This window comes from Candidatus Electronema sp. PJ (assembly GCF_048287395.1).
Classification (GTDB): Bacteria; Desulfobacterota; Desulfobulbia; order Desulfobulbales; family Desulfobulbaceae; genus Electronema.
Genome location: NZ_JBLWEO010000080.1, coordinates 1 through 26576, shown reverse-complemented (window position 1 = coordinate 26576; position 26576 = coordinate 1). Strand labels below are relative to the sequence as shown.

General features: G+C 53.6%; 32 protein-coding genes and 2 pseudogenes. 13 read left to right on the top strand and 21 right to left on the bottom strand.

Features of this window, described 5'->3' with window-relative positions; translation table 11 throughout:
- The first annotated feature begins 160 nt into the window (after window positions 1–160).
- The 4 genes from ACNKIB_RS12750 to mtnA all read left to right on the top strand — a co-directional run bounded on the left by ACNKIB_RS12750 (window position 161) and on the right by mtnA (window position 3031).
- The gene (locus tag ACNKIB_RS12750; protein WP_417910946.1) at window positions 161–421 is read left to right on the top strand and encodes a type II toxin-antitoxin system RelB/DinJ family antitoxin; all 261 of its coding nucleotides are present in this window, start codon (window positions 161–163) and stop codon (window positions 419–421) included.
- Entirely contained in the window at window positions 421–693 is a 273-nt protein-coding gene (locus ACNKIB_RS12745) for a type II toxin-antitoxin system YafQ family toxin (RefSeq protein ID WP_417910945.1), read from the top strand. The genes ACNKIB_RS12750 and ACNKIB_RS12745 overlap by 1 nt, the downstream gene beginning before the upstream one ends.
- 373 nt (window positions 694–1066) lie before the next feature.
- Window positions 1067–1894: an IS982 family transposase gene (locus ACNKIB_RS12740; protein ID WP_417910944.1), complete on the top strand. Its 828-nt coding sequence runs from the start codon at window positions 1067–1069 to the stop codon at window positions 1892–1894.
- Between the two features lie 45 nt (window positions 1895–1939).
- On the top strand, window positions 1940–3031 hold the full coding sequence (gene mtnA / locus ACNKIB_RS12735; RefSeq protein ID WP_417910943.1) for an S-methyl-5-thioribose-1-phosphate isomerase: 1092 nt from the start codon (window positions 1940–1942) through the stop codon (window positions 3029–3031).
- A 27-nt stretch (window positions 3032–3058) separates the two neighbouring features.
- Here the strand turns inward: mtnA and ACNKIB_RS12730 are convergent, their stop codons facing one another.
- Entirely contained in the window at window positions 3059–3775 is a 717-nt protein-coding gene (locus tag ACNKIB_RS12730) for a Bax inhibitor-1/YccA family protein (protein ID WP_417910942.1), read from the bottom strand.
- 108 nt (window positions 3776–3883) lie between these two features.
- Here ACNKIB_RS12730 and ACNKIB_RS12725 point away from each other — a divergent pair, with 108 nt between their 5' ends.
- Entirely contained in the window at window positions 3884–4660 is a 777-nt protein-coding gene (locus ACNKIB_RS12725; RefSeq protein ID WP_417910941.1) for a P-loop NTPase, read from the top strand.
- Between the two features lie 27 nt (window positions 4661–4687).
- Here the strand turns inward: ACNKIB_RS12725 and ACNKIB_RS12720 are convergent, their stop codons facing one another.
- The 4 genes from ACNKIB_RS12720 to ACNKIB_RS12705 all read right to left on the bottom strand — a co-directional run bounded on the left by ACNKIB_RS12720 (window position 4688) and on the right by ACNKIB_RS12705 (window position 8345).
- On the bottom strand, window positions 4688–5752 hold the full coding sequence (locus tag ACNKIB_RS12720; protein ID WP_417910940.1) for a deoxyguanosinetriphosphate triphosphohydrolase: 1065 nt from the start codon (window positions 5750–5752) through the stop codon (window positions 4688–4690).
- A 9-nt stretch (window positions 5753–5761) separates the two neighbouring features.
- Complete coding sequence (locus ACNKIB_RS12715) at window positions 5762–6478, bottom strand: hypothetical protein (protein ID WP_417910939.1); 717 nt, start codon at window positions 6476–6478, stop codon at window positions 5762–5764.
- A 309-nt stretch (window positions 6479–6787) separates the two neighbouring features.
- Window positions 6788–7702 carry a branched-chain amino acid ABC transporter permease gene (locus ACNKIB_RS12710; RefSeq protein WP_417910938.1) on the bottom strand — a complete coding sequence of 305 codons (915 nt, stop codon included), beginning with the start codon at window positions 7700–7702 and terminating at the stop codon, window positions 6788–6790.
- A 142-nt stretch (window positions 7703–7844) separates the two neighbouring features.
- The gene (locus tag ACNKIB_RS12705; protein ID WP_417910937.1) at window positions 7845–8345 is read right to left on the bottom strand and encodes a metallophosphoesterase family protein; all 501 of its coding nucleotides are present in this window, start codon (window positions 8343–8345) and stop codon (window positions 7845–7847) included.
- A 177-nt stretch (window positions 8346–8522) separates the two neighbouring features.
- On the opposite strand from ACNKIB_RS12705, the gene efp reads away from it, so the two are divergent.
- The 4 genes from efp to ACNKIB_RS12685 all read left to right on the top strand — a co-directional run bounded on the left by efp (window position 8523) and on the right by ACNKIB_RS12685 (window position 11315).
- Window positions 8523–9092: an elongation factor P gene (gene efp, locus ACNKIB_RS12700; protein WP_417910936.1), complete on the top strand. Its 570-nt coding sequence runs from the start codon at window positions 8523–8525 to the stop codon at window positions 9090–9092.
- A gap of 19 nt (window positions 9093–9111) precedes the next feature.
- Window positions 9112–9666 carry an NAD(P)H-dependent oxidoreductase gene (locus ACNKIB_RS12695; protein WP_417910935.1) on the top strand — a complete coding sequence of 185 codons (555 nt, stop codon included), beginning with the start codon at window positions 9112–9114 and terminating at the stop codon, window positions 9664–9666.
- A complete protein-coding gene (locus ACNKIB_RS12690) occupies window positions 9666–10226 on the top strand; it encodes a type I restriction enzyme HsdR N-terminal domain-containing protein (RefSeq protein WP_417910970.1) in 561 nt (186 codons plus the stop codon). Before ACNKIB_RS12695 ends, ACNKIB_RS12690 begins: the two co-directional genes overlap by 1 nt.
- Window positions 10227–10301: 75 nt before the next feature.
- Window positions 10302–11315 (top strand): bifunctional N-acetylglucosamine-1-phosphate uridyltransferase/glucosamine-1-phosphate acetyltransferase, encoded by a 1014-nt coding sequence (locus ACNKIB_RS12685; protein ID WP_417910934.1) that lies wholly within the window; start codon window positions 10302–10304, stop codon window positions 11313–11315.
- Window positions 11316–11324: 9 nt separating this feature from the next.
- On the opposite strand, the gene ACNKIB_RS12680 is transcribed toward ACNKIB_RS12685, so the two are convergent.
- The 15 genes and pseudogenes from ACNKIB_RS12680 to pal all read right to left on the bottom strand — a co-directional run bounded on the left by ACNKIB_RS12680 (window position 11325) and on the right by pal (window position 21187).
- On the bottom strand, window positions 11325–12242 hold the full coding sequence (locus tag ACNKIB_RS12680) for an Rpn family recombination-promoting nuclease/putative transposase (RefSeq protein WP_417910933.1): 918 nt from the start codon (window positions 12240–12242) through the stop codon (window positions 11325–11327).
- Window positions 12243–12269: 27 nt separating this feature from the next.
- Complete coding sequence (gene rlmB, locus ACNKIB_RS12675; RefSeq protein ID WP_417910932.1) at window positions 12270–13061, bottom strand: 23S rRNA (guanosine(2251)-2'-O)-methyltransferase RlmB; 792 nt, start codon at window positions 13059–13061, stop codon at window positions 12270–12272.
- Window positions 13062–13331: 270 nt separating this feature from the next.
- Entirely contained in the window at window positions 13332–13586 is a 255-nt protein-coding gene (locus ACNKIB_RS12670; protein ID WP_417910931.1) for a hypothetical protein, read from the bottom strand.
- A gap of 133 nt (window positions 13587–13719) precedes the next feature.
- Entirely contained in the window at window positions 13720–14643 is a 924-nt protein-coding gene (locus tag ACNKIB_RS12665) for a tetratricopeptide repeat protein (RefSeq protein WP_417910930.1), read from the bottom strand.
- 281 nt (window positions 14644–14924) lie between these two features.
- On the bottom strand, window positions 14925–15221 hold the full coding sequence (locus ACNKIB_RS12660) for a helix-turn-helix domain-containing protein (protein ID WP_417910929.1): 297 nt from the start codon (window positions 15219–15221) through the stop codon (window positions 14925–14927).
- Window positions 15222–15224: 3 nt separating this feature from the next.
- Entirely contained in the window at window positions 15225–15572 is a 348-nt protein-coding gene (locus tag ACNKIB_RS12655) for a type II toxin-antitoxin system RelE/ParE family toxin (RefSeq protein ID WP_417910928.1), read from the bottom strand.
- A gap of 123 nt (window positions 15573–15695) precedes the next feature.
- Window positions 15696–15935, bottom strand: a pseudogene (locus tag ACNKIB_RS12650) (type IIL restriction-modification enzyme MmeI); the annotation flags it as partial.
- 69 nt (window positions 15936–16004) lie between these two features.
- The gene (gene gmk, locus ACNKIB_RS12645; protein ID WP_417910927.1) at window positions 16005–16583 is read right to left on the bottom strand and encodes a guanylate kinase; all 579 of its coding nucleotides are present in this window, start codon (window positions 16581–16583) and stop codon (window positions 16005–16007) included.
- On the bottom strand, window positions 16576–16872 hold the full coding sequence (locus ACNKIB_RS12640; RefSeq protein WP_417910926.1) for a DUF370 domain-containing protein: 297 nt from the start codon (window positions 16870–16872) through the stop codon (window positions 16576–16578). Before ACNKIB_RS12640 ends, gmk begins: the two co-directional genes overlap by 8 nt.
- Before the next feature lie 3 nt (window positions 16873–16875).
- Entirely contained in the window at window positions 16876–17751 is an 876-nt protein-coding gene (locus ACNKIB_RS12635) for a YicC/YloC family endoribonuclease (RefSeq protein WP_417910925.1), read from the bottom strand.
- Window positions 17751–18737, bottom strand: coding sequence for a D-glycero-beta-D-manno-heptose-7-phosphate kinase (gene rfaE1 / locus ACNKIB_RS12630; RefSeq protein ID WP_417910924.1), 987 nt, complete (start codon window positions 18735–18737; stop codon window positions 17751–17753). The genes ACNKIB_RS12635 and rfaE1 overlap by 1 nt, the downstream gene beginning before the upstream one ends.
- 87 nt (window positions 18738–18824) lie before the next feature.
- The gene (locus ACNKIB_RS12625; RefSeq protein ID WP_417910923.1) at window positions 18825–19133 is read right to left on the bottom strand and encodes a hypothetical protein; all 309 of its coding nucleotides are present in this window, start codon (window positions 19131–19133) and stop codon (window positions 18825–18827) included.
- 3 nt (window positions 19134–19136) lie between these two features.
- Window positions 19137–19946 (bottom strand): DUF3786 domain-containing protein, encoded by an 810-nt coding sequence (locus tag ACNKIB_RS12620; RefSeq protein WP_417910922.1) that lies wholly within the window; start codon window positions 19944–19946, stop codon window positions 19137–19139.
- A gap of 15 nt (window positions 19947–19961) precedes the next feature.
- Window positions 19962–20486: an OmpH family outer membrane protein gene (locus ACNKIB_RS12615; protein WP_417910921.1), complete on the bottom strand. Its 525-nt coding sequence runs from the start codon at window positions 20484–20486 to the stop codon at window positions 19962–19964.
- A 146-nt stretch (window positions 20487–20632) separates the two neighbouring features.
- Entirely contained in the window at window positions 20633–21187 is a 555-nt protein-coding gene (pal, locus tag ACNKIB_RS12610) for a peptidoglycan-associated lipoprotein Pal (RefSeq protein WP_417910920.1), read from the bottom strand.
- A gap of 215 nt (window positions 21188–21402) precedes the next feature.
- Here pal and glgP point away from each other — a divergent pair, with 215 nt between their 5' ends.
- From glgP to ACNKIB_RS12590, 4 genes are all read left to right on the top strand, one after another.
- Window positions 21403–23628, top strand: coding sequence for an alpha-glucan family phosphorylase (glgP, locus tag ACNKIB_RS12605; protein ID WP_417910919.1), 2226 nt, complete (start codon window positions 21403–21405; stop codon window positions 23626–23628).
- Between the two features lie 17 nt (window positions 23629–23645).
- Complete coding sequence (locus tag ACNKIB_RS12600; RefSeq protein ID WP_417910918.1) at window positions 23646–24077, top strand: hypothetical protein; 432 nt, start codon at window positions 23646–23648, stop codon at window positions 24075–24077.
- Complete coding sequence (locus ACNKIB_RS12595; RefSeq protein ID WP_417910917.1) at window positions 24077–25357, top strand: radical SAM protein; 1281 nt, start codon at window positions 24077–24079, stop codon at window positions 25355–25357. The genes ACNKIB_RS12600 and ACNKIB_RS12595 overlap by 1 nt, the downstream gene beginning before the upstream one ends.
- Before the next feature lie 65 nt (window positions 25358–25422).
- A complete protein-coding gene (locus tag ACNKIB_RS12590; RefSeq protein WP_417910916.1) occupies window positions 25423–25950 on the top strand; it encodes a hypothetical protein in 528 nt (175 codons plus the stop codon).
- Window positions 25951–26336: 386 nt separating this feature from the next.
- Here the strand turns inward: ACNKIB_RS12590 and ACNKIB_RS12585 are convergent.
- Window positions 26337–26576: pseudogene (locus ACNKIB_RS12585) on the bottom strand (IS701 family transposase); the annotation flags it as partial.

The window sequence follows — 26576 nt, the reverse complement described above, 5'->3', positions numbered from 1 at the left end:
GTTGCGATGCACCTGTAGGGGCGAAAGCTCGCTTTCAGCGCACATGGGCTGGGATATCATCAAGGGCAGTTTGGCCGGGAAGGTGCCTTCCCTTTGTTCGTTTTTCTTGAACCTGTGCCCTGTTCAGGCTACAATAAGAAGAAAACAAAGGAGATTCGCTATGAACAAAACCGCGACAGTCCGCGCCCGCCTCGCCCCTGATTTGAAAGATAGGGTGGAAGATATATTTCGTCAGCTCGGCCTGACCACCACCCAAGCCATCACCATCTTCTACAAACAGGTTGAACAGCGAAATGGGCTGCCGTTTAACCTTGTCCTGCCGAATGCAACCACCCGCCAGACCTTTGACGACACCGATGCCGGACGTGATCTGATTGCCTGCGAGAATGCCGATGACATGTGCAAAAAGCTGGGCATCTGATGCTGAGTCCTGCGTATGCCCGGCAGTTTGAACGGGATATTGAACGAATGCGGAAAAGAGGAAAAAATCTGGAAAAGATCAGATTAATTCTACGTTCGTTGATTGAGGAAAAGCCTCTTGACGCAATTCATCGGGATCATAAACTGATCGGCAGCTGGCAGGGACGGCGGGAATGTCATGTTGAGTCAGACTGGCTGCTAATTTATAAAATTGAGAGCGACCGGATTATTTTTGAACGGACAGGCACGCATTCTGATTTGTTCCAGAAATGAGTGGAAACGAAAACACCTTCTTCCTTGCTCGCTGGCAAAGCAGTTTGGCTTGGCAGAAGAGGAGTGCTGCCGACTTGCAAAGGAGTTATACTCAGCAGGAAAGGAGTTTGGCCGAGCAGAACTCCTTTCTTGCTTGGCCAAAAAGGAGTCTTGTTAAGCCGCAAAGCAGTTTTGCCGACTTGCAAAGAAGTCTGGCTCGCCAACAAAGGAGTTTGACCAAGCCGAACTCCTTGGTAAACGAGCAGAAAGTTTCCCTTAATTGAACATATATTAACCCAAGTTGCTACCTGTTATTGAATAAAATTCCACAGTTCCCCAGCATGAGTTATATTGCTGATGTCAAAGTCAGAACAAACCCATGCGGAGAGGAACTGTGGATATCGAGATCACTGCATTTTACTGCGTCTGCGATGATTTGCTGAAATCTTTGAATTATCAGGATCATTCTCAATGCCGGATGAGTGCTGCGGAAGTCATGACAGCAGCCTTGACAGCGGCGGCCTTTTTCGGCGGAGACCATGAGGAAAGCTGCAATTTTCTCAATGAATACCGATATATTCCCCGCATGATCTCAAAAAGCCGGTTCAGCCGTCGGCTTGCCGGAATCCCGGAATTTGTCTGGCGCGGCTTGGCGGACTGGCTTGCCTCCGCCGCTCACGGGGTAGATTCATTGAAAATTTATATTGCTGACAGCTTTCCTGTCCCTGTCTGCCAGAACATCCGCATAAAACGCTGCAAAATTTACAATGAGGAATGTTTCAGAGGATATATTGCCAGTCAGCGGAAATATTTTTACGGGCTGAAAGTTCACGTTTTAATGAATGAATCAGGAGTTCCTGCTGAAATTGTTCTTTCTCACGGCTCATGCTCAGATATTTCCTCCGCATTTCATGGTTTCAGCCTTCAGATTCCAAGCGGAAGCGTTATTGTTGCTGACAAAGCATATAATGATTATCCCTTGGAGGACAGCCTGATGGAACGAGGCATTCATCTTATGCCGCTCAGAAAGAAAAACTCAAAAAGAAAGCGCGACCGTTTTGTTGAAAACGGCATAAAATTCATTCGGAAGCGCATTGAATCAGCATTCAGCGTGATTAAACAGCGATTTCCAGCACATATTCACGCTGTCACGCATCAGGGGTTTGAACTGAAAGTTTTCCTGTTCGTTTTAGCATACGGAATTGAAAAAGCAATGTTTTAGGTAGCAACTTGGGTTATATTATGCAACTGCGTAACTCATAGTCCTATGAATATCAACGGAAAACCTTGGCGCACTATTTGGCTTGAACCGGACAGCCGCACAGTTAGCATCATTGATCAGACCCAACTGCCCCATCATTTCGAGATTGTCCGCCTGACCACAGCTGACGAGGCGGTACTGGCCATTCGCAACATGCTGGTACGCGGCGCACCGCTGATCGGTGCGGCAGCAGCTTACGGGGTTTTTCTCGGCCTACTGGCGGATAGCTCTGATGCCGGACTAGGGGCGGTCTGCGCCAAGCTGGTTCAGGCCAGGCCGACAGCAATCAATCTGCGCTGGGCAGTGGAGCGGATGAAGACGGTTCTGGCCCCGTTGCCACCACAAGAGCGGCTCGATGCAGCTCGCGAAGAGGCAGCGATGATCTGCGAGGAGGATGTGCGCCTCAACGAGGCGTTGGGCAAACACGGCCTGCGGTTGATTGAGGAGCAATACCAGCGAAAAGGTCGCCCGGTCAATATTCTCACCCACTGCAACGCGGGCTGGCTGGCAACTGTGGATTGGGGCACTGCCTTGGCACCGATCTTCAAGGCGCAGCAGGCTGGCATTCCCCTGCATGTCTGGGTGGATGAAACCAGACCCCGCAATCAGGGCGCGCATCTCACTGCCTGGGAGCTGGCCGCAGCCGGCATTGACCATCATCTGATTGCCGACAACAGCGGCGGCCACCTCATGCGGCAAGGCCAGGTTGATCTCTGCATTGTCGGCACTGACCGCACTACAGCCTGTGGTGATGTCTGCAACAAGATCGGCACCTACCTGAAGGCTCTGGCCGCAGCGGATAATGGCGTGCCTTTTTACGTGGCCCTGCCTGGTTCTACTATTGACTGGACGCTAGAGGACGGCCTGGCGATTCCGATTGAGGAGCGGGCCGAGGAAGAAGTGCTGTGGGTTACTGGTTTGACTGAGGATGGCCAAGTGCGACGCGTGAGAATTGCGCCAGAACAGACGCGCGCCGCCAATCCGGCCTTTGATGTGACACCAGCCCGGCTTGTCACCGGGCTGATCACTGAGCGGGGTATCTGCGCAGCCAGTAAAGAGGGGTTGCTGACGCTGTTCCCCTCGCAGTCACTTGGTTAAAGTGGCCTTGTGCGCAGTTGTTGTCTGCTAGTCGCGGCTACCACCAAAGAAACGGAGCAGCATCAGGAAGAGGTTGATGAAGTCAAGGTACAAAGCCAGCGCACCGATGATTGCACCTTTCTGCACTGCTGCGTCACCTTGACTCATGAAGCCCTGTTGCTCGCCCATGCTCTTGATCTTCTGCACGTCATAGGCAGTCAGACCGACGAAAACAATCACGCCGATTAGCGAAATCGCCCAATGCAGGGTGGAGCTGGCCAAGAAGATGTTGACTATTGAGGCGATGAGGATGCCGATCAGGCCCATGAACATGAAGGCACCCAAGCCAGCAAGGTCGCGCTTCGTCACCATCCCATAGATCGCCATCGCCAAGAACATCGCCGCACTGATCAGGAAGGTGCCTGCGATGGATGCGCCACTGTAGATCAGAAAAATCACCGACAGCGTCAGGCCGTTGAGCAAGGCATAGGCGAAGAACAACCCTGTCGCTGTGGCTGTTTGTATCTTGTCAATCCGCGCAGAGAGATACCAGACCAAGCCAAGTTCGGCAAGGATCAGCACGATGTACAGGGGACTTTGGGCAATGCTCAAGGTCAAGCCGGTGCTGGCAGTCAACCAGGCAATTACGCCAGTCAGCCCCAGGCCAACAGCCATCCAGTTGAAGACCTTGGCTAAGAAAACCGTTGACGCTTCCTGCCGGGCCTTAACGGCAGTGATGGCAGTGCTTACATATTTTGTTTCCATATTGTACAGCCCTCCTCGTGAAAATGGGTTGCAGATGATGCGCTTCTCTATCTCACGTAATAGTAACCACTCTACTGGAACAGGGCAAGAAATTCAGGAGGCCAACCAATGAAAATCGCAGTGAGCGGCAAAGGCGGCGTGGGCAAGACGACTATCATGGCCCTGCTTGCCGGGGAGCTTCGGCGACAGGGCCGGGATGTCTTGGTGATTGATGCTGATCCCAGTCCCCACATGGCGCAAACCTTGGGAATAGCTGAGACCGGAAAAGTCGTCAAACCGATTGCCGAGATGGGCAAACTGCTCGCAGAACGCGCTGGCAAGAGCGAAGGTTCCCCCTTTTATAACCTTAACCCAGAAGTAAATGACCTGCTGCGGGATTTCATGCTTAAGCAGGACGGCATCCGCCTGATGATTCTTGGCGCAGTGCAGACCGCCGAAGGTGGCTGCGCCTGTCCAGAGAACCACGTTCTCCGTAAGATGCTGAAGAAGATGCTGCTCACCGCCCAAGAGGTGGTGTTAGTGGATATGGAGGCTGGGATTGAGCATCTTGGCCGGGGAACAGTAGCAGGCGTGGACTGCCTGCTGATCGTGGTGATTCCTTCCCAATCAAGTGTGCGCACGGCCCTGAAGATCAAGCAAATGGCCGAGGCTGTACGCATTCCCCAGGTCTGCTTTGTCGGCAATCTGCTCCAGTCGCTCGACGACCAGGCTTTCCTGACCCACGCACTGGGCGAAGAGCCAATTGCCTTTTTCCCAGATGCGGCAGCCATACGCCAGGCCGAACGCTCGGAGCAGCCGGTGCTGGCGATCAGCGAAGGACTGGAGGATGCCCCCCGCTTGCTCCTGGAAAAGATCCTTGCTGGCCACTCTCTCGCCAGCAGGTAACACCTTCTCCCCAAGCCTGGGCATTCATCACATCACTGACCACGGCTTGGGCATAAAGATCTGGCTGTACAAATCCAAGGCGTAACGGTCAGTCATGCCCGCGATAAAGTCGCAGACCAAACGGTGCAACCGCTTTTCCTCGGCAGCACTCACTGGTTGGCGGCGCTTGGGACAGACCGGTTCTGACCCAACCGGGAACTCATGTTCTAAGAAGAACAGATACAGCTCACTGATCAGCCGCTGTGCCTTTTCAAACTCGCTGTGTACCAGTTGGTTGCGATAGACCTTCGCGTAGAGAAAGCTGCGCATTCCACAGATCACCTCTTGCATCATCGGGCTAAGGCGCAGACGACCCTCGTCCTTCTGCAAGGTCTCGGTAATCAGATCGCGCATCATGGCCGCAATGCGGCGATCAGGCCGATCACCCACGACCTGGCGGAGATGCTGCGGTAGATCGCTCTCTCGAATCATCTCGGCGCGGATGGCATCGTCCATATCATGGTTGAGATAGGCGATAATATCTGCCACCCGCACTGCCTGGCCTTCCAAGGTAGCGGGCAACTCCCGTGCGTCGTTCGGCAGGATATCCTTGTAGCCTTTGGAGTGCTTTACGATGCCGTTGCGCACTTCCCAGCTGAGGTTCAAGCCTTGACCACTGTTCTCAAGGAAGTCCACAACTCGTAGGCTTTGGATGTAATGCCGGAAGCCACCTGGATGGAGACGGTTGAGGGTGTATTCACCTGCGTGACCAAACGGGGTATGACCGAGGTCATGGCCCAAGGCGATAGCCTCGGTCAGGTACTCATTCAAGTGCAAACAAACTGCGATGGTGCGGGCGATCTGGGAGACCTCGAGCACATGCGTGAGGCGAGTTCGATAATGGTCGCCAGTGGGGGCGAGAAATACTTGAGTCTTATGCTTGAGACGACGGAAGGTCTTGGAGTGGATAATCCGATCCCGGTCCCGCTGAAAGGCCGTGCGCAGCTCGCAGGGTGGCTCATCCCGCATTCGGCCTTTTGAGCGATTGCTGAAGCAGGCATGGACGGATAAGACCTGCTGCTCTTGCGCTTCAAGCTGCTGACGAATATCCACGGCAACGCTTCAGGCAGCAGCGAAGGAGGAAGCAGCCAGCATCTGTGTACGCAGGCTTTCCTCCTGAGCTTGAAAGACCATGTTGAAACAGGTGTTCGCGGTGCTGGTGGCTGGTAACGTATAGGTGCCTGCTGCGGCCTCACGCCGATACATCACCATTTTCAAGCCGTGATCGCCATTGTGGATATCGTATTGCGGGGCTACCGGACAGCGTTGCCACTCTTCCTGGTGCGCAGCAAAGAAGGCTGGATAGCCGCCGTCCCCCCATTGATGGTACAGGAAATAGACCGTGGCTGGAGCGAGCAACTCAAAGGCCACAATCGTGCCTTTGGGCGTGCGATGCACACCTTGGAAGAGCAGCCCGTTCAGCAGTTCTGGCGGAATCACATCGTAGGTGTAGAGTCGATCCAGATGCTGATAGACCCCTGGTTGCATGAGGGCAAAACTGAAATTGAAGCGGGGAGAGATGGTCATGCGCACGAGCTGTTCGGCCTGCTGCATCATCTGAGAGTCAGGCAGCCGCTCGCGCCAGGCAGGATTACAGTAACGCCGTTTCACGCGCATCGCCACCGTGAACAAGATGATGAGCGTGGCTGAACCTGCGCCCAAGGACAGATAAAGGAGGCTGTGCATGGAGTTCATAGTATTCATCAGGGCAGATTCGACGGCGTGACCAGAGAACAAGGCTGCTACAAGCAGCGTAAAGCACTGAGATTGTTCTGTCAAGCGATTTCCCGTTCTGGCTACCAGCATGAGCAGGGAAAACTCCATCGTGCTCCTGGTCAGCCAAGCTTTGCCCTTGGATACAGAGATCATCAATGTACAGCTCTAAGATCCGACAGGCAGTGCGGCTGGAACCCTGACAGCCTGCCGATTTCAGACCCAAGCACTTACTCATTCTACGAGCAAGCGGTTGCTCATTGTACGGGCAAGGGGTTGCTCGTGTTTCGGGCAAGGGGTTGCGCATGTATCGAGCAAGGAGTTGCTCATTGTACGAGCAAGAGCTTGCCGATATTTTCGCCAACCATTTGTGAATCACAACCTCAGCTGTGTGCTATGCGCCATGCCAAAGAATCCGCGTGGACGGAAGGTCAAGATCACCAAAATGATCGAATAGGCGATCAGGTCGCGGAAGGTAGAGGGAAAGACCATTGCGGTGAAGATCTCAATCGCGCCCAGCAAATATCCCGCCAAGGCTGCCCCCATGATTGAACCTCGGCCACCGAGAATAGCAGCTACGAATGCCTTCCAACCGAGCAAAACGCCCATGTGTGGATCCAATACCGGGTAGGCTTGGCCGTAGAGGATACCGGCCACTGAAGCCAAGCCTGCCCCAACAGCAAAGGTCAACGGGGCCAGCACATTGACTGAGATGCCCATCAGCGGCACAGCGTGGAACTCATAGGACATTGCCCGCATTGCCATGCCCCAGCGACTCTTCTGAATAAAGGTGTGCAAGCCAAGCATCAGGATGAGCGAGACCACGATGATCAGCACCTTGACATTGGTGAAATACACGCCGCCAACATTCCAGGTCGTTGATTCAATCAGGACAGGGAAGCTTAGGCGCTTAGTACCAAGAATGATCAGGTTGCTGGTCTCAAGAATGATACCGATCATCAGGCCGGTGATAGCAGCAGAGGCCCGTGGCGCGTGGCGCAGAGGCCGATAGCCCACTACTTCCACCAAAACTCCCAGCCAAGCGGTGAGAAACATGGTGATTAGCACTGTAAGGAGAAAGATTGCCCAACCTGGCATGAATGGTCCGAGGAGAGCCAGCAGCAGCGTGGCAATGCCAAAGCCGATGTACGTGCCAGTCATAAAGATATCGCCGTGCGCGAAGTTAAACAACATCAGCACACCATAGACCATCGAGTAGCCGATGGAGATCACCGCATAAAAGCTGCCCCACTGGAGGGCATTGATCAAGTTCTGAAGGAAGTATTCCATAACGCAGCGGCTGGTTTTGTTCAGCTGGGATAGCAGGTTGATTTCAGACAATACAACAAGAATGTACCGCATGAAGGAAGGCAAAGCAAGGCTGGAGAGCAACGTGCGGCAATCAGCTTGTCTTACCATTGAGTGGGTAAAATCACCTGAATGGAAACTCGTAAATCTTCCCATTCAGCTCTTGGTCTGCCTCAAGAATCGCGTAGGTGCAAGGCTGACCGTATCTGCCATTAAGCTGAAAGGAGCCGGGGTTAATGATCAGCTTGCCTGCCGTGTGATGGCAGACTGCATTGTGGGTATGGCCGTAGATCAGACAGTCTGCTTCTGGGAAGTGCTTAATCAGGCCTGGTTCAATGTCCATGCCGTGTCTGCCAAACTGGTTGCCATGCGTGAGGCTTATCTTAAAGCTGCCCAGCTCAAAGGTAAGCTGCTCTGGCAGGGCAGAGTGCGTAGAGAGGTTGCAGCAATTGCCGTGGATAGCGTGGACTGTTTTGCCCCGAAAGACATCGAGAGTAAAGACATCAACGATGTCACCCGCATGGATGATAACCTCGCAGTCAGCAAAGCAGCGACGGACAGCAGTCAAGAAATCTGAGCTGATGCGGGTAAGGTGGGTGTCGGAAAGAATGCCTGCCTTAATCATGATGCACGCTGTAGAATGTTCAGAGAAAAGGAATCCTCATGCCGTTTCTCAGTTTAAAGGAACAGCCTGCCCTTGACAAGGAAAGGTTGCAAAAAACAGGGGTATCTCGTAACATGCAGCCCTGTGTGCGCCCATTACGGAGCAGCATCTCTTCAACATTTCATCGAGGACAAGCCAATGTCATATACAGCAGCAGATCTCCGCAAAGGACTGAAGGTTCAGATCGACGGCGAGCCGTACATCATCACTGATTTTGAGTTTTCCAAGCCAGGCAAAGGCCAGGCACTCTATCGCACCAAGATGCGAAGCCTGATCTCTGGCAACCAGCTGGTTAACACCTACCGCTCCAATGACAAGTTCGATAAGCCGGACTTGGAAGAACGCAAAATGCAGTACCTCTACGCTCAAGGCGACGAGTATCACTTCATGGATACCACTACCTTTGAGCAGATTGCCCTGACCAAAGAGCAGTTGGGTGACAACGTCCATTTCCTCAAAGAGAGCATGGAAGTAGTTGTGCTGTTCTTCGGCGGTACACGGCCTATTGACGTATCCATTCCTAACTTTGTCAACTTGAAAGTAACTCAAGCTGATCCTTGGGCAAAAGGCGATACCGCAGGCACAGATACCAAGCCAGTTACTGTAGAAACTGGCTATCAGGTGCAGGTGCCGCCCTTTGTTGTTGAGGGCGACATCATCCAGATCGACACTCGTTCAGGAGCATATCTCACCAGGGTCAAAGAATAAAGTCCGCAAGGAGGACAACATGGCAAAGCCCCGCATCCTGCTCAATCTGTTTCATCCGAACTTTGAGCATTCCAGAGGCAACCAAATGCTCGCCGGAGAGGCTAAGAAACTCTCAAACCTCACCTACCGCAATCTGTATCAGGAGTATCCTGATTTCAAGATTGATGTGACGAAAGAGCAAAAGCTGCTGCTAGAACATGATCTGATCGTGTTCCAGCATCCTTTCCGTTGGTACAGCTGTCCAGCATTGTTCAAGGAATGGCAGGATCAGGTATTGCAATACGGCTTTGCCTATCCTCCAGGCGTGGGTGATCAGCTCAAGGGCAAGTTCTGGCTTGCCGCAGTCACGACCGGTGGCCATCAGGATGCCTACCGCTCTGGTGGGCGCAATAATTACACCATGAGTGAGCTATTGCGCCCCCTTCAGCAAACTGCTAACCTCTGTGGCCTGACGTGGCTGCCGCCTTTTGTCATTCACAACGTCTTGCCCATAAGTATGAATGGAATCAGTGACGAGGAGCTGACCAAGCGGGCAGCGGAGTATTTTGCTCTCCTGGACAGCTTCACCGGGTGATGCAACAAACTGGGCATCATTTTGTTTACGGTACGCTCAACGACTATCTCACAGGCGTAGAACTACCAGATACGGACGATGAGCGTTACCGGCAGAGCTTGGCTCGCTTGCTTGTTGAGGAAAAGGGCTTTACCAAAGAGGAGCTGGAACCTCGGCTTACGATTGAGACCTGGTTTAACAGGAGCTTTGTCCGCTCGGTGATTGATCTGACCGTCTCGCTTAATGGTCAGCGCAGGCTACTTCTTCGTTATGGGCCAGGCTCTTTGGTAACGCGCGAGAAACCGGCTCTAGCGGCAGCACGGGTGCTGGACGCATCCTGCTGCCTGCCGCTGGCAGTCGTGACAAACGGGCAAGATGCAGAACTCTTAGAAACCCACAAGGGTAAAGTGCTGGCAGTGGGCATGACCGCGCTGCCTGATCGGACGCAATTGGCCGAATTAGTGGCACAGCATTCACCACGCCCGCCGCTTACTGGCCTGGAACGAGAGCGGAATCTGCGTGTACTCAATGCCTTTGATGTTGAGGCTTGTTGCCGGGCAGCAAAATGTAGGCTGCCGTAACTCAACCGTTGAGCCAAAGCTCTGCCTGCTGCCTAGCTTCCTTCCCCTGCTTATAACTTTGATTTGAATTTTCCCATGAATAAACCAGCCATCACCGCTGTGATTCTTGCCGCAGGCAAAGGCACGCGGATGAAGTCGGCCCAGGCAAAGGTGCTGCACGAGCTGTACTGTAAACCCATGCTGCATCATGTGCTCGATGCTGTTGCTGCGGCTGGCATTACCCAGCCAGCCGTCATTGTTGGGCATCAGCGGGAACAGGTGTTAGCTTCTTTACAAAATTATCGCGTCAATCCGGTAGTGCAAGAGGAGCAATTGGGCACTGGACACGCAGTATTGTGCGCAGAGACGGCCTGTGCAGCAGCTGACTTGATCATGATTCTTTGTGGCGATACGCCCTTGATCCGACCAGAAACCCTGCGAGCGATGATCGAGCAGCATCAGAAAACACAGGCGGTACTCACCCTGATGACGACTGAGCTGGACAACCCTTTTGGTTACGGCAGGATTATCAGTAACGATACAGGCCACGTCCTGCGTATTGTTGAGCAGAAGGATGCAGATGAAGCCCAGCGAGCAATTCGGGAGATCAACGCTGGCATTTATGTCGCACAGGCAGACTTTCTCTTTGCAGCGTTGCGTCAGGTAGGAACGAACAATAGCCAAGGCGAGGTATATTTGACTGATATCGTCGGCATTGCGGTGCAGCAGGGAGTGCGAGTGGAGAAATTCGTTCACCATCCTGCCATTGATGTGCTGGGCGTGAATTCGCGCGTGGAGTTGGCGCAAGCGCACGCTGCCCTGCAACTGCGCCGGAATCACGAGCTGATGCTGTCAGGGGTAACGATCTACTCGCCAGAAACGGTTCTGGTTTCCCCGGCAAGCACGCTGGAGCAGGATGTTATTCTTCAGGCTGGGGTGCAGATTAAGGGTCGCTGTGCCCTTGCTACAGGCGTAATTCTGGAAAGCGGGGTTGTGTTGCAGGATTGCACGGTGGGCAGCAAGGCCGTGATCGGGGCGCACAGTGTCCTGCGCGGCTGCACCGTAAGAGAAGGGGAGCACGTTCCGCCGCTCACTAAGCAGTGGGTATAAGCAGCAGATTCAGGCTTTGCTGCGTGGCAAAGCCGTAATCTCTTCAACGCTCAGGCCAGTCTTCTGGGCAATAGTCTGGGCATCGAGTACGTCTATCAGCTTTAGGGCAATCTCGCGGGCTTTCTTGCGCTCTCCCTGCATGAGACCATGTCTGACTCCCTGCTTGATGCCTTGCTTCACGCCTTTTTTCACGCCAAGGGTATAGGAAGAACGCAGCATCGTGGAGCGATGGCGCAGGTCTTCCTGGTACCGTTCATAGGCAAAGCGTTCTTGCTCTGCAAGAGCCATGAAGTCTAACACCTGCCAGGCCTTAGCTAATCCTTTTGCTTTGAAGTCTTCTCGGATCTCTTCGTTCTTCAGGAAATAGATCCACTCATCCAACCCATCCCTGGGTGGCTCATTGAGACCGTTGACCTTGATCAGATAGTACTCAGGGAAGATTTGGCGGAACTCGTGCTTCTGATAGATCTCCTGCTGATCTTCGGAAAGCTGCAAAACATCTTGCTTGTGTAAACCAAGGAAGGAAGTGGAACCGTGATAGACATAATCTTCCCCTTGGCCCAGATCATAATAGAGGATGTTGACCGAGATGACTTTGACTATCTCTGCATAGGGCTTGCTTTCTTGGATATGCTCGGTAATGACCTTGGAAGTACCGCAGAGGATTCGTTGCAGGCAATCTGATTCCCGCTCATATTGGATCTCAATAATAACAACTTCTCCCTGCTTGTTCTTGACCAGCAGATCAACCCGGTTGAACTTTTTCCGCCGGTCTTTCTTCTCGTTTTCGCTCTCCAGGATTTCAAAGATATGGATGTCATCTCTGAGTAATTCACTGAGAAAACCTTCCAATATCTCGAAGTTCTCCTTGCTTACTAAAAGGTTCCTCATTGCCCAGTCAAAACTAATCAGTCTTTTTCGGCTCATGGTCTCCTCCTCTCTGTAAGCTTCATCCTAACGACCTTGGCGCACTACTTCAAACATAATTAAAGCGGCTGCAACCGAGGCATTCAACGAATTAAACTCGCCAGGCATGGGGATGGTGACGAGAAAATCGCAGCCCTTGCGCACCAAGGGCCTGATACCCTTGCCTTCACTGCCAATAACCAGGCCAACTTTGCCGCTAAAGTCGGTCTGATAGATCGACTGCACCTGCGGCTCGGCCACAGCCCCGTAAATCCAGAAGCCGTGTTCCTTCAACTGGCGCAAGGCCTCGGCCAGATTGACCACCCGGGCAATGTGCAGGTGGGCAACCGCGCCCGCAGAGGTGCGGGCCACGGTTCCAGTCAGTGGTGCGCTCCGTTCACTGGTTAAAACCACCGCCTGAAAGCCCGCAGCTAAGGCAGAACGCAAGATAGACCCCAAATTACGGGGGTCTTGGATGGAATCCAGGAGCAAAATGCGCTGCGGCTCAGTTGCCAGCAGCTCAGGCAGCGACATCAGCTGGGCCTCAGTTTGCCGGGCCACAATCCCTTGATGGCGGCAGTCGCGGGGCAGGCCCATGCGCTCCAAGTCAACAAAGCGAATGCGCACTTCAGCAATGCGGGCCGCGTCGATGATCTCTTGCAGTCGCCCACCTGCCCTGCCTTTTTCGATCATGATTTCACAAAGGCTGCGCGGATTGCTGCGCAGGGCCTCAGCAACGGCGTTAATGCCCCAGAGCAGGCTGTCATCCGGCTCTTCTACGGGCTTGGGCGCAGGCCGCTTTTTCTCAGGGTGGAAAGGTTTCTTGGGTTGTGCGTTCATAGCGTGTTGAGGAGATGAGAGAACCTTGTTGCGCCTACCCAGCAGGAAGCAGCAGGCTGTTCGCTCCATCTTAGGCAGGTTTCCGCACTTCGTAAATAGATTTCGGACATCTAACTGCTGTTTTGCAACATCCGTGAACAGCTTTTGGACGTGCAAAACCTCTTCGGGAACGTTCAAGATAAGATATTGGACGTGTAAAATCTCTTCGGGAACATCCAGGATGAAAATTTGGACATTCGGTAGCTGTTCATGAACGTCCACGAACAGCTTTTAGACGTGTAAAACCTCTTCAGGAACGTCCGCAAGTCGCTCGCGGATGTTCTCTGCTCGGCCAGGAACGTCCGCAACCGAGCAACGAACCTTCCCGGCTCGGCTATGAATGTCCCTGACCGAACAGGGAACGTCCATTGCTTGGCCGAGAACATCCGCTACCGAGCCAGGAACGTTTGTTGTTTGGCCGTGAATGTCAGAAATCTGACTGCGGATATTCGCGCACAGGCAAAACACACTGTAGGGGCAATTCATGAATTGCCCCTACGCTATTTTCTCCTTCGCGGCAAGGGGTAGCAGGCTGGCGGTGTATTTTGAGTAGAGGGCAAAGAGGAAGGCGACAAGCAAGGCAAGAGAAGGATGCTCAGATTATCGAAATCCGACCCTCTTACTCGGCCAGCTTTGCTTTCAATCTCGCGTGGTCTTCCTGAAATTTCCTCAGATCAGGATGCCCGCTGGGGAGCTTTGCCTTCATGCTGACCAGAGCGCATTCATACAGCATTTCCGCTGCCTCGTAGCGACCCAACTCTTCATACAGCCCAGCCAGCCAGCTCATAGATGCTGCTGTCTCAGGGTGCTCAGAGCCATAGGCCTTCTCGTTGATCGCCAACGAACGCCGCAAGAGCTGCTCCGCTGTGTCGGCATCTCCCAGTGCATACGTCACGCCGGCCAGAGAGAGCATATTCGCGGTGAGCGATGGATGATCTGGGCCGAGATTTTTCTCCTGAATGGCCAGCGCTCGCTCAAAGAACGGCTTGGCTGCCTTGTCATGCGCCTGCTTAAGATGCAGTACGCCCAGATTTTTCAGAGTAACTGCCACATGCGGATGCTCTGGGCCGAACAGTTGCTCATAGATTGCCAAGGCACGCTGCAAGAGCGGCTCTGCTGTTTCGTTGCGACCCTGCCCATGATAGACCAACGCCAGATTGTTCAGTGCTGCTGCCACAGATTGATCCACTGGGCCATGCGCTTTTTCATAAATCGCCACCGCACGCTGCAACAGCGGCTCTGTTTCCGCAGAGCGGCCTTGCGCTTCATACAGCTCGATCAGATCATCCAGAACTGATGCCACTTCAGGATGGTCTTTGCCGTGCGTTTGTTCCGTAATCGCCAACAAACGCAAATAGAGCGGCTCCGCTTCCGCAGGGTGGCCTTGCGTTTTGCAGAACGAAGCCAGACGATTCAGAATACTCGCCACCTTAGGATGGTCTTTGCCGAACGCTTGCTCGCAGAATGCCAGCTCACGCTGCATATCTTTCACTGTTCGCTCGTACAAGTCCTGTGATTCATTTGCTCCGGTCAGCTTGTTCATGGCAGTCACCATTTACGTGTGTTCTTGGCTCAAGTTTTCTTATAATCTTGCCTGTGTGCACTGCAACAGCGGCTACGGATGGTCGCAGCCTGGTGGAACATCCTGTAGGGGCAAAAAATTTTTCGCCCCTACGCCGTCTTCTTCCTTCTCCCCGTCTTTTTCTCCTTCGCCGCGAGCGGCAACAGGCTGGCGGTGTATTTTTGGTAGAGATCAAAGAGGAAGGCAACGCGCGCAGCCTCGGCGGGGATACTGCTGTTGGATTACCGTAGAAGAAACTGGCGTTATGCCACCGCGCCAGCTCCAAACTCAATCTTCAGCGGCACACCGACAGCAAGGCTGGCGCGGGCCAATGTTGCCAAAGTCACGCTGGTGTCGTCTTCATTCAAAAGGCGATTAATGGCCGCCCTGCTGGTGCGCATCCGTGCTGCCATCTCGGTTTTCGTGATGTGCTTTGCCTGCATGGCTTGCTCTAGCTGCCAGGCGATAACTCGTTTCAGAGCTGCCGCAGTCACTTCCTCACGAATGCCTTCCTCGTCAAGGAACTCGTCAAAATCGCTGCCAACATGTGGATTCGTCATAATTTAGTTCCTCCTCTCCAGCTGGGCTTTGCGGGTCTTGGCCGCATCAAGCTCGGAGTGCGGCGTTTTCTGCGTCTTTTTGATAAAGGCGTGCAAAAAAATCATTTCTTTTCCGCTGACCGTGAAGAACACGCGCACTGTCCGGCGTTCAAGATGACAGCGGATTTCCCAAAGGCCGGTTTCCATTTTCCGCACCAAGGGCATCCCCAGCGGCCAGCCGAACTGCACTTCCTTGATGTCAGTGCCGATGATCTTACGGTCTTCTGCCGACAACTCACGCAGAAATTCCCGGACTGGCTCGCCGCCCTTTTCTGTGCGGAAGAATTTGACCGACAAAATAGGTTCATTCATGGGGCTATTGTATCAAAAAAGATACCTCTGTCAATCGCCTGCCTACAAATTCTCGTAGCCGTCGTGCTGCGCGATGGTCGCAGCCTGGTGGAACATTCTGTAGGGGCGAAAAATTTTTCGCCCCTACACAACCTTCTTCCTCGGGCCCGGCTTTTTCTCCTTGGCTGCGAGCAGCAGCAGGCTGGCGGTGTATTTTTGGTAGAGATCAAAGAGGAAGGCAACGCGCGCAGCCTCGGCGGGAAAGCTGCTTTTGCCATAAGCAGCGTCCACGGCCTTGTCCAAAGCGCGGTGCGCCTTGAGCAGCACGGGCGGCATGGTCAGCGGGTCGTAGAGATCGGCGAGCGAGGAGTCCGGGAACTGGGCGCAGTATTGTTTTCGCCAATCCTGCTCGCTACTCATCAGACTGACAAGCAGGGTAACTGAGCAGGAGAGTTACAATCTGCGCTGGCGGCAGCGTTCAGCAATGATGATGGATTTCAGGGCCAGCACTGCCTGCTCAAGCTGGTCGTTGATGATCAGATAGGTGTAGGTAGGAGCAGCCTGCATTTCTTTTTCCGCATTGGCCAGGCGGATGCGCAGGCTTTCCGGGCTTTCTGTACCGCGCCCGCGCAGCCGTTGTTCCAGCTCGGCCAAGGAAGGTGGGGCGATAAAGACGGTTACAGGCTGAGCATTGTGCCGCACTTGCTCTGCGCCCTGCACGTCTATGTCCAAAATGACATCTGTGCCTGTAGCGAGTCGCTTTTCCACCTCTTGCCTTGAGGTGCCGTAGAGATTGCCATGCACTTCAGCCCATTCAAGAAAGCCAGAAGGCTCTTGATCGCGGAGAGCCTTGAATTGCTCCTGGTTGACAAAGTGGTAATCGCGCCCATTCCCTTCGCCAGGTCGGGGCTGGCGGGTGGTATGCGAGACCGAGAAGGCCAAGCCGGGCAATTCAGCCATTACCTGCCGGACAATAGTGGTCTTACCGCAGCCAGACGGCGCAGAGAGCACCAACAGAATGCCTTCACTCATGGTCTTCCTCCAGATGGAGCAGCCGGGTAGGATTCGCCTGTTCTTTGTCCAAGGCGGCGAGCCGCTGGCTGATGGTTTCTGGCTGCACTGAGGTCAGGACAAGGTGGCCGCTATCGAGAATAATGATGCCCCGGGTGCGGCGGCCTTCAGTCACATCAATCAGCCGCTGCTCCTGCTTGGCCTCTTCCTTGAGCTTGCGGATGGGTGAAGACCCAGGATTGACTACAGCCAAGATCCGGCTGATTTTTACTGCGTTGCCAAAGCCAATGTTGATGAGCCGGTTATCCATAGCTTATTCGATGTTCTGTACCTGCTCGCGCAGTTTCTCAATCTCGTTCTTCATCTCTACGCCGAGTCGGGCAACAGCCGCGTTGGAAATCTTGGAAGCCAGGGTGTTTACCTCGCGCAGGAATTCTTGGAGAAGAAAGTCCAGCCGACGGCCAACTGCCTCGTCGCTATCGAGGAAGCTACGAAATTGACTGATGTGGCTAGTCAGTCGCACGACCTCTTCAGTGACATCAGCCTTGTCAGCCATGATCGCTGCTTCCTGGGCTAGCCGGGCAGGGTCAATATCCATGCCAGCAAGCAACCGCCTAATCCGGTCTTGTAACTCCTGCTGCCGCTGTTCTACAATTTGCGGGATTGCATTCGCCACCTCGCGCACCAGTGCGGCAAACGAATCCAAGCGGCTATTCAGTTCTTCCTTCAGGCTCTGGCCTTCCTGCTCACGCATTCGGTCGCAATCAGCCAAGGCCGCCTGCACAGCTGCTTCGATCAGCGGCCATTCCTGCTCTACGTCTGGCTGTTGCTCCTGCTGGACAATAATACCGCGCTGGGCCAGCAAATCATGCAGACTGATCTGGCAACCAAGGCCGAGCTGCTCGTTCAGCTGGAGTAAACAGCGGTGGAACTGGCGGGCTAGTTCCATATCCACAACCAGCAACGGGGTAGCAGAGAAATTACCTCGGAAGGTGACGGTAATTTCCACCCGTCCCCGGTCAAGTTGTCCGGCAACCGTCTTCTTAATCCGCTCTTCTAACCCGGCAAAGACCGGCGGAAGCATCACGCGCTGATCAAGAAAGCGATGATTGACCGTGCGAATCTCGGCTACCCAGCTTTGCTCGCTTGATTCTCCCCGGCCAAAGCCGGTCATGCTGCGGGGCCGCATCACAATCCCTCCACAGTTAAAGCCGCAAGCAGTTCCTCTCGACTGGCCGAGGCTGTACCCAGCTTGCCAACGACAATTCCCGCAGCGTGATTCGCGATAATTGCTGCCTCAGTCATAGAACAACCCGCAGCCAGAGCCAGCGAAAGAGTTGCCGCCACGGTATCACCTGCGCCAGTAACATCATAGACTTCTTTGGCCATCGTGGGAATGTTGACCAGTTCCTGCTCGCCCTCCAGCAGGGTCATACCAGCCTCACCACGGGTGATTAATACCGCGCCGCAGGCCAGCGCATCCTTGATTTGGCGGGCCGCAGCCAGTAAGCTCTGCTCATCAATGATGTCAATGCCGCTGATCTTGGCTGCTTCAAAGTTGTTCGGGGTGATAACCGTGGATCCGGCGAATAAGACCGCGTTGACCGGCTTGGGATCCACAATCAGGGGGAGTGGGCGGCCTTGGCGACGCAAATCAGCCAGGAGCTGATGCAGCCGCTGCATCAGCGGTTCGCAAACCACCCCCTTGGCGTAGTCAGAAATCAGCACGGCATCAAAATTGGCCAAGCTGTTGTCTAAATAGGCCAGCAGTTCTTGTAAAGTTTGCTCGGAAGGAGGGCCGACTTTCTCCCGGTCATAGCGCACGACCTGCTGCCGCTGGGCCACAACGCGGGTTTTGATCGTGGTGGGCCGGTTGCCTTTGATCAGGCCGTCAATGGGCGCACCGGCGGTCTGCATTAAGGCGAGCAACTCCCTGCCCATCACGTCATCGCCAATGATGCCGCAAAGGGCGCATTGCCCGCCTAAGGAGATGATGTTGCGCACCACGTTGGCACTGCCGCCAAGGAGCAGCTCTTCTTTGGTGACATTGACTACTGGCACCGGGGCTTCCGGGGAAATCCGCGAGACTGTGCCCCAGATGAATTGGTCAAGGATGACATCGCCGATCACCAGGATGCGGGCATCGGCAAAAAGGTCAATTTTGTCGTGCAGCATGAACAGTAGATCTCCTGCATAGAAGGGTTGCGTCCATATAACAGTCAGCAGGTTGCCGCAAAGAACGAACCGTTTTTTCCTGAGCTATCAAGTGCTTTTCAGCATCTTGCGCAGTTCGCGACAGACCTTTGCAACGAAGGAAGCAAAGAGTCCACCTCGTTTATCAAGGAGTTTGGCTCGGCCAGAAAGGAGTTGTACTCGGCAAAAGAGGAGTTCTGCCGACTCGCCAAGGAGTTCGGCTTGGCCAGAAAGGAGTTTTGCCGACTTGGAAAGAAGTTTGGCCGACTCCAACTCCTTTCTTACTCGGCAGAACTCCTCTTTTGCCGAGTACAACTCCTTTCTGGCCAAGCCAAACTCCTTTGTCAGCGAGTAAAAAAGGAGCATTACCTTGCCCAAAATCTAGTCAAGCTCCAGCAGACGGTCTGCCGTGCGTTCCGCAGCAAAGACCAAGGACTCCAAATCAAGAAAATCGAGCACATGCTGGTCAAAAAGCACTTTCACTTTGGCGGTAAAACGGTCTTCTGCCACTTCGTCCCAGAATAACAGCAAGAGAGAAACGCAGGGTAAAACCGGGATGAGGAGGCTGACATCAGCACTTTGGTTGGCAGGCACTGCGCCAAGGGTCATGCCGAGTTCAACCAGCCGCCCAGCCCTACCTGTGAAATGTTCCGCCAGGCGTTCTTCGCAGTAGGTGGCTAAGGTGCGGACTTTAGAAAGAGAATTCGGCAGGCTTTCCATGCCAACCCAGGTACCATCCGGCTTTCTGCCCCTGCCGACGCTGCCGAGCGAGACGTAATTGTACAGCAGGATCTCGTCTCTCGGATCAGCTGGCTGCTTCTCGTTGATGAAACAGTTGGTCGCGCCTAAACGTACTGGCTGGGCGAGATAAGAGAAGCACAGAAGGTCTGGAGCCGCCGCTGACCAGATTGCACCGAGACGGGAAGCCAGGTTTGGCAAATCCAGTTGGTGCATTTTAGAGCGCAGATGGATGGCCAAGGCCGTGTGCTGCGCATCTTGGCGGTGTTCCAGCGCATCTACTACTGCCCCACCGAGTAATTCTGCTGGCAGATTTTCCCGTTGTAGGTAGGGGCAGAGATCAGCCCGGACACCAGCCTTGGTTACTGCCGCTGCAAAGGCCAGGCAGGCAGGATAACCGCATTCCCCGCAGTTAGTACCGGGTGTGTGCCGCAGGAACTGGTAGGGATTCATCTGCCCACCAAGAAATTACTTCAGCTTGGCGTTGAGACTGGTGGTGACTTCGCTGGTGATATCAACCGCATTGTCGAAATACAGGACAGCGGTGTTTGGCAGGACAATCGCATACCCTTTAGCCGCAGCAACTTGGCGGACAATGCCCTCCAGCTCCTTCATGATGGGAGCCAGGTATTTATCCTGGAGGCTTTTCATCTCCATATTGGCGTTGTCCTGCTTGGCATCCAGATCGCGGCGCTTCTTCTGAAATTCAAGAACCTGTTCTTGCTTCTTGTCGTCGCTCCAAACCGAGGCCTTTTTCTTCATTTCATCTTGAAAGGAAATGAGATGCTGTTTATCACCTTCAAGAGAAGATCTCAGTTCCTTCATCCTCTTTTCGATTTTCTCTTTAGCAGCTAGACCTGCTGAAGATTTGGTCAATACTGTTTGAATATTGAGAACAGCGATTTTCATTTCCGCCGCAGTAGCAGAAGCGGTTTGCAGCAGCAAAAAAAACAGGGCCAAAACAGCCGCAGCGCGGCCTGACTGAATCTTCACAGTCAATCTCCTTTTGAGTAAATGAGTAAAAGAATGATTCCGAAACGGAGCAGAAAGAATGACCGGGATGGCGGAAAAGAGCAACTGTCGTCAGGCTCCCCGGCATCCCGGCCCGGAAAGCCTGAAACCTCTACACGGAGCAGATCTTATTCAGCAAAGACGAAATCAGCTCTCCGGTTCTGCGCCCAAGACTGCTCGTCTTGGCCAAAAACCAGCGGCTTCTCTTCACCCCAGCTGACCGTGGCCAGCCGATCAGCCTCAACACCGAGATTGATGAGATACTTCTTGGCAGCATTAGCCCGCCGTTCGCCCAGGGCCAGGTTGTACTCTCTGGTACCACGTTCGTCACAGTTACCCTCGATCCGTATCGTTTTTGCTTTGTTCTCTTTGAGGAAATCACCGTTATGCTCGATCCGGCTGACCTGATCACCCTCAATCTTCGAGGAGTCGTACTCGAAATAAACCGGCAGCATCGGCCCGGAGGTGCGGCCTTCGGCGAAATTACCCTGGCCTTCCTGGCCTGTTGGACTGGTCAGTGGTTCGGACGGGCCAGGGGTCTCGCCGGTTGCCGCCGCATCTTGGCCGCCTGCGGCAGCGGCTGCTGCATCATCGGCAGGCTTCTTCTTGCCGCAGCCGGTCAGGGAAAAGGAGGCGGCCAAGGCCAGAAAAACACACAAACACAATTTGTTACTCACTTGCATCTTCATCTCCATACTTGGGTAAGTATTTCATCAGGAATAGTTCTCCGTATCCTACCAGAACAGGGGGGGAATTCAACATTTTTCTGTGGAAAAAGGAATTCCCTTGCAAAACCTGGGCCACCCATCTACTCTTAAAAGGTTCAAGGAGTCGGGTTTTGTCGTGAAAACAAGACCTGGCAGGCAGCGTATCATTTTAGCCGAGCAGCAAGGAAACCGTGAGTCCCCAAAAGTCAGTCAACGTTGACAGCGCAGAGAAGCTGATCTGCACGAGCAGATTCGGTACTTTTTTCGGCGTGCCGCAGCAGATTTTCGATCGCGTCTGGCAGGCCCTGAGCAGACCAGACAGCAGGCCAGTGGCCTATGTTTCTATGGAGATCGGCGCAGACCCGGATATCTTTCATCCAGTGCAGGACTTCCTTAAGGATCAGGCCTGCACAAAAAGCGAGAATCCAGCTTGTCTGCGCCTTCTGGAGAAATACCTGCGTGGCCCTCGCAAGATACCCAACTATAGCGGCGGCCTCGGTGTATTAGCTGGCGATACCCTGAAGAGCTTTGCTGACTTACACATCCCAGTCTTTGCTGTTTCTTTGCTCTACCGGGAGGGCTATTTTTCTCAGCTTGTTGATTCGAGAGTCGGCCAGATCGACCAAGCCACTCAGTGGAATCCAGAGAACACGCCGACCCTGTTTCGGCTGGAAGACCCAGAGCAGCCAGGCCAGCCACTGGAGCTGACCGTGCCCTTTTTTAATGAGTACGATCATCCCACTGAGGCCAAAGCCCATGTCTGGATGAAGATGGAGATCAGCGAGGAACTGGATTATTTTGTGCCAGAATTCCTCCTCGACTATTCTATTCCCTCCTCTCCGCCTTGGGTGCGTGAGGCCGGGCTACGCCTCTACAATGCCAAGTCAGCGATCATGAAGGCCAATCAGCGGCGGATGCTCGGTTCCTGCATTCTGCCGTTGACTGAGCGGCTGGGTCTGACTCCGCACACCATCCATCTCAACGAACAGCATGGCGTAACGGTGACGCTGCACCTGATCCTCCGCCAGATAGAGAAAACCTTAGGGCCGGATTGCCGCAATCGCATGAATGATAAAGACATTTTAGCAGCAGCCGACGAGGCAGCCAAGCATATTGTCTATACGATTCACACGCCGGTTAAGGCCGGACATGACCGCTTTGCCCGCTCGCTATACACCGGCATTAGCCATGCTACTGGTTGCCGCATCCTGGACCTACTGGCCAATGATTCGGAATCGCCGCATGAATACAACTTCACCGCCTTTGCGATGCGAGTCAATCGGGCGGTGAACAGCGTCAGCCGTCTCCACCGCGATGTAACCCGAAAGCAGTTTCCAGAATTTGCGGGCAAGATCAGAGCCGTGACGAATGGTGTCCATCATCTCACCTGGATCAGTGAGGCCAGAGCGCGAGTCTTTGACAGAACCGACGAATTGCTCGGCTGGCGTGACGATCCAGGCATCTTTGGCGAGGCACGGATCGAGGACGATCCAGGGTTTCTCAGTAGATTGAAGCAGGCCTGGGAGGCAGACAACCGCATCCTCGTGAGCTATGTCAACCGGATGCTGGCTGAACACCGCACCTTGGCCGACGAAACGTGGATTGATCCGCCCAACTATTTGTCACACCTAAGACAAGGCGAGGAAAGCCTGCTCAGTCCAGGTACCTTCACTGTTGGCTTTGCCCGCCGCTTCTCGACCTACAAGCGGGCTGATCTGATTTTCGAAGACATCCCAGCGTTGGCTGACATCCTGTTGCAAAACAACTGGCGAATCAATTTCCTCTTTGCCGGCAAAGCACATCCACAGGATGAACCAGGCAAGTCTGTTCTCAAGCTGATCTTGGATAACCAAGAGGAGCTGTATACGCGGAGCAAAGGCCTTGCTCGACTGGTCTTCATCCCTGGCTACGATATGCGCATTGCCCGGATGATGGTCTCTGGTGTGCATACTTGGCTGAACAGCCCGAAGAGGCCTCTAGAGGCCTCTGGTACCAGTGGCATGAAGGCGGCAATGAATGGCGTGCCTAATCTGAGCGTAATGGACGGCTGGTGGGTAGAGGGCTATCATGAAGGGCAAACAGGCTGGAAGTTCGGTTATGAAGGCCCACTCACGGCTGACAGCCTCAGTGAAGCCCCAGAGACCCTCCTTTACGCCGAGGATTCACGCTCCTTCTATGAGCTACTGCCTAAGGTACTGGAGTTGTTCTATAGCCGCCCGGACGAATACCTCCAGGTTGCAGTGAACAACCTCAAGCTGAATGTGCCTATCTTCAATACGCATCGAATGGCAGCGGAGTATGTCCGCAAATATGAGATGCAGCTCGAACCAGAAACCGAGGCTCGTGTCCTTGGCTTTGCCCGGCTGTACAAAAGCGATTCCTGCGACTGGATTGACCCGCAGGCTCAACAGGTATAGATTGAAAGGAGAATACGATGGCCCGCCATATCAATCCGAGTGGCTCAACCAACAAGGCTATAGACGCACTCGACCGCAAAAGGGAGCGGGAGCGCCGTTTCATCCTCAGCAAGGCCAGGGACAATGCACCTGAACTGGCAGTTAAGTTAGTCCAACGGCTCCTCGATGCCCACATCATTGAGATCAATGACGTACAGTCAGTGCAGGAAAGCATGGAGCGGCAGCTGCGTGAACCAGCAGAGCTGGAGGAGTTTGAGATCCGTCTCAAGGTGGCTGACATCCGCACCCTCGTGCCAGATCCCAATATTCTCACGCTGTATCTGACTGCGTATATCATCAATGAGTTGATTGATCATCCAAAGGTGCAGGACGTGTTTGGCAGTGATCTGGATGTGTACAACGCAGTAGATTCTGTGCTCGCGAAAATCAGATCAGGTGCAGAGGACTAATGGGTAAAGACAAACGTCCCGCGCTGGTGTTTGCTAACAGTCGGGGCGAGATCATGGACTATAACGGCCTGGAAATGGCCGGAAGAAGTGCAGACCAGTTCTACCGGCTCGAGCCAGAGGAGCTGATTCCCTTACCCGAGGGCAGCGAGCTGTTTGTTTTACCCGGCAGACTGCCGATTGGGATTGAGACAGAAAGCGGTGAGCCTGAGTTGCTGGCTGAGAACCCTTATGATGGCAGCAGCGAAGTCTCTGCTGTAGCCGCTTTCATGGCACCAGCACACACTGCGATCTATTCCGCTGCCTATCAAACACGGGAGAAGGCCTCGCTCCTACCACTTTTTGCCTATACCGCTGTAGGCTGGCTTGATGACCACTTCGTTGTCGCTGCCTTCCGCAGTGACAGCGACATCCGCCAGGATCCCAAAGGCTTTGATCAAAAGCTGATCAACAAAAAGACCGCAGCCAAGCTCAAGAAATACCCGCATAATCGCCTTATTCAACATCTGGGCAAATGTTGCCTGACGTACGCCTGCCCTGCTGCTCGTAACTACTTCCTTGGCCGTTGGGAAGCCCCCTTACCGACCTCGCCCTGTTGCAACGCAGGCTGTATCGGTTGCATCTCCCAGCAGCCCAGTGGTTGTTGCCCTTCGACACAGGATCGCATTCACTTTGTCCCTAGCACGACAGAGTTGCTCGAAATTGCGGTGCCGCATTTGCAAACAGCAGCCAAAGCAGTGGTCAGCTTTGGCCAAGGCTGCGAGGGCGAGCCGCTGCTGCAAGCTCCCACGCTTGAGTCATCCATCCGACAGATGCGAGCGCAAACCAACAAGGGCACCATCAACCTCAACACCAATGCCAGTTTACCGAGCGCAGTTGACCGGCTCGCCGCCGCCGGATTAGATTCGATCCGCGTGTCGATGAACTCAGCTCGCCCAGAGATGCACCACCGCTACTACCGGCCTAAGGGCTTTTCCTTTGCCGAGGTACGGCAGACCATTGAGGTGATGAAACGGCATGGTCGCCATGTTTCGCTTAACTATTTTATTCTGCCCGGCTTTACTGACGACCCAGATGAGTACGCTGCCCTGTGTGAGCTGATCGCTGCCTGCCCACCTGATTTAATCCAGCTCCGCAATCTGAATATGGATCCTGAGCATTACCTGAAGACAGTCGGCCATGCACCGCGTAAGCCTGCCTTGGGAATGCTGCGCTGGCTCCAGTTGCTCAAGGAGCAGTTCCCTCAGCTTCAATTCGGTTATTTCAATCCGGCCTTACGCTGAACAGAACGCAGCCCAAAGCTCTCCCCAGCAAGATTTATCAGTGTATGCAACGCGCTTGTTCTATCATGAAAACGCTCCTCCTTATCTGGGGAACGTTCTGCGCTCTTGGCGTAATCTTGTTCACGGGCACACTTGCCTACAAGTTAGGGCTGGATAATAAGAACAGCAATGCCATAGCCTCAAAGTATGATGTCCGCTACATATTGATCTGGTGTGGGTTAGGTGAAGAACGCATCAAAGAGGTGCTGCACAGTTATGTTTCTGCCCGCGCTTTTAGCGGGGATCATTTTGATGCACATGCGATACGCCTCTCGCAGGTTAAAGAAGCAGAGTTAACAAGAAACGAGGCTGATGACGGCTGGTTTCGTGGTGATCAGGCTTCTGGCGCAGTCAAAGATGCAGTTGAATTTATTGAGGCATGGGTACCTTCTGAGGAAGCCCCCTGGTTTCCAGCTGTGAAAGAACTGCGCAGCCCGGATATATATGTTTTCCCTTATACCATTCATTACGACAACACCCGCGTGACTGATGCAGAATTAATCTTTGTCCGCCCCAAAGATAATATGCTCTTTTTCGTGGGAATAAAGACATGAAATCAGCAGGATCATCTCCCCTGATGCTCTGTAATCTCCTCCGCATGTCTTTCCCTCAGAACCTATTCATCATCTTTTATCCTGAGTTTGCTTGGTAAACATCGTGCTCCAAGGGCAACCGGAAACGTGGCCGCTTTCAGGTCTCGACTGCACGTTTACTGTTGCCTGATAGGTGGCCAGAAAAAAGCATTCTCGTGCTTGATAAAAAACCTCGAGCGATCTCATCGGAAAACCTCGCTCGAGGTTTTTCCGGGAGCACTGAGGCTCCGCACTGCTTCCTATCTTCATTCGTATCGCTTACTAGACCTCTTGCATAAGTCATCTTCTGTTCTGACTTTCTTGAACACCTTGATCAGGCCGCATCCTTTAAGATGAACGATATCGCCTTATTCTGAGAGAAGCACCTGCTTGACAGGACGATTTTTTGTTGTATCTGGATTGATGTGGCGGCTGCTTTCCAAGCGGGTCAGCCAAAGCCAGTCAAACGACCGGATAAATTTAAGATTTTCAAGGCTTGCGTACCATGTGTCAAACAGAATGAACTCTGGCGTGAATCCGCGCTCCGCAGCTGTCTTCAGCATGGACAGAAAATGATCATTCTTTGTCAGACCGTCAGCAGATTTGTT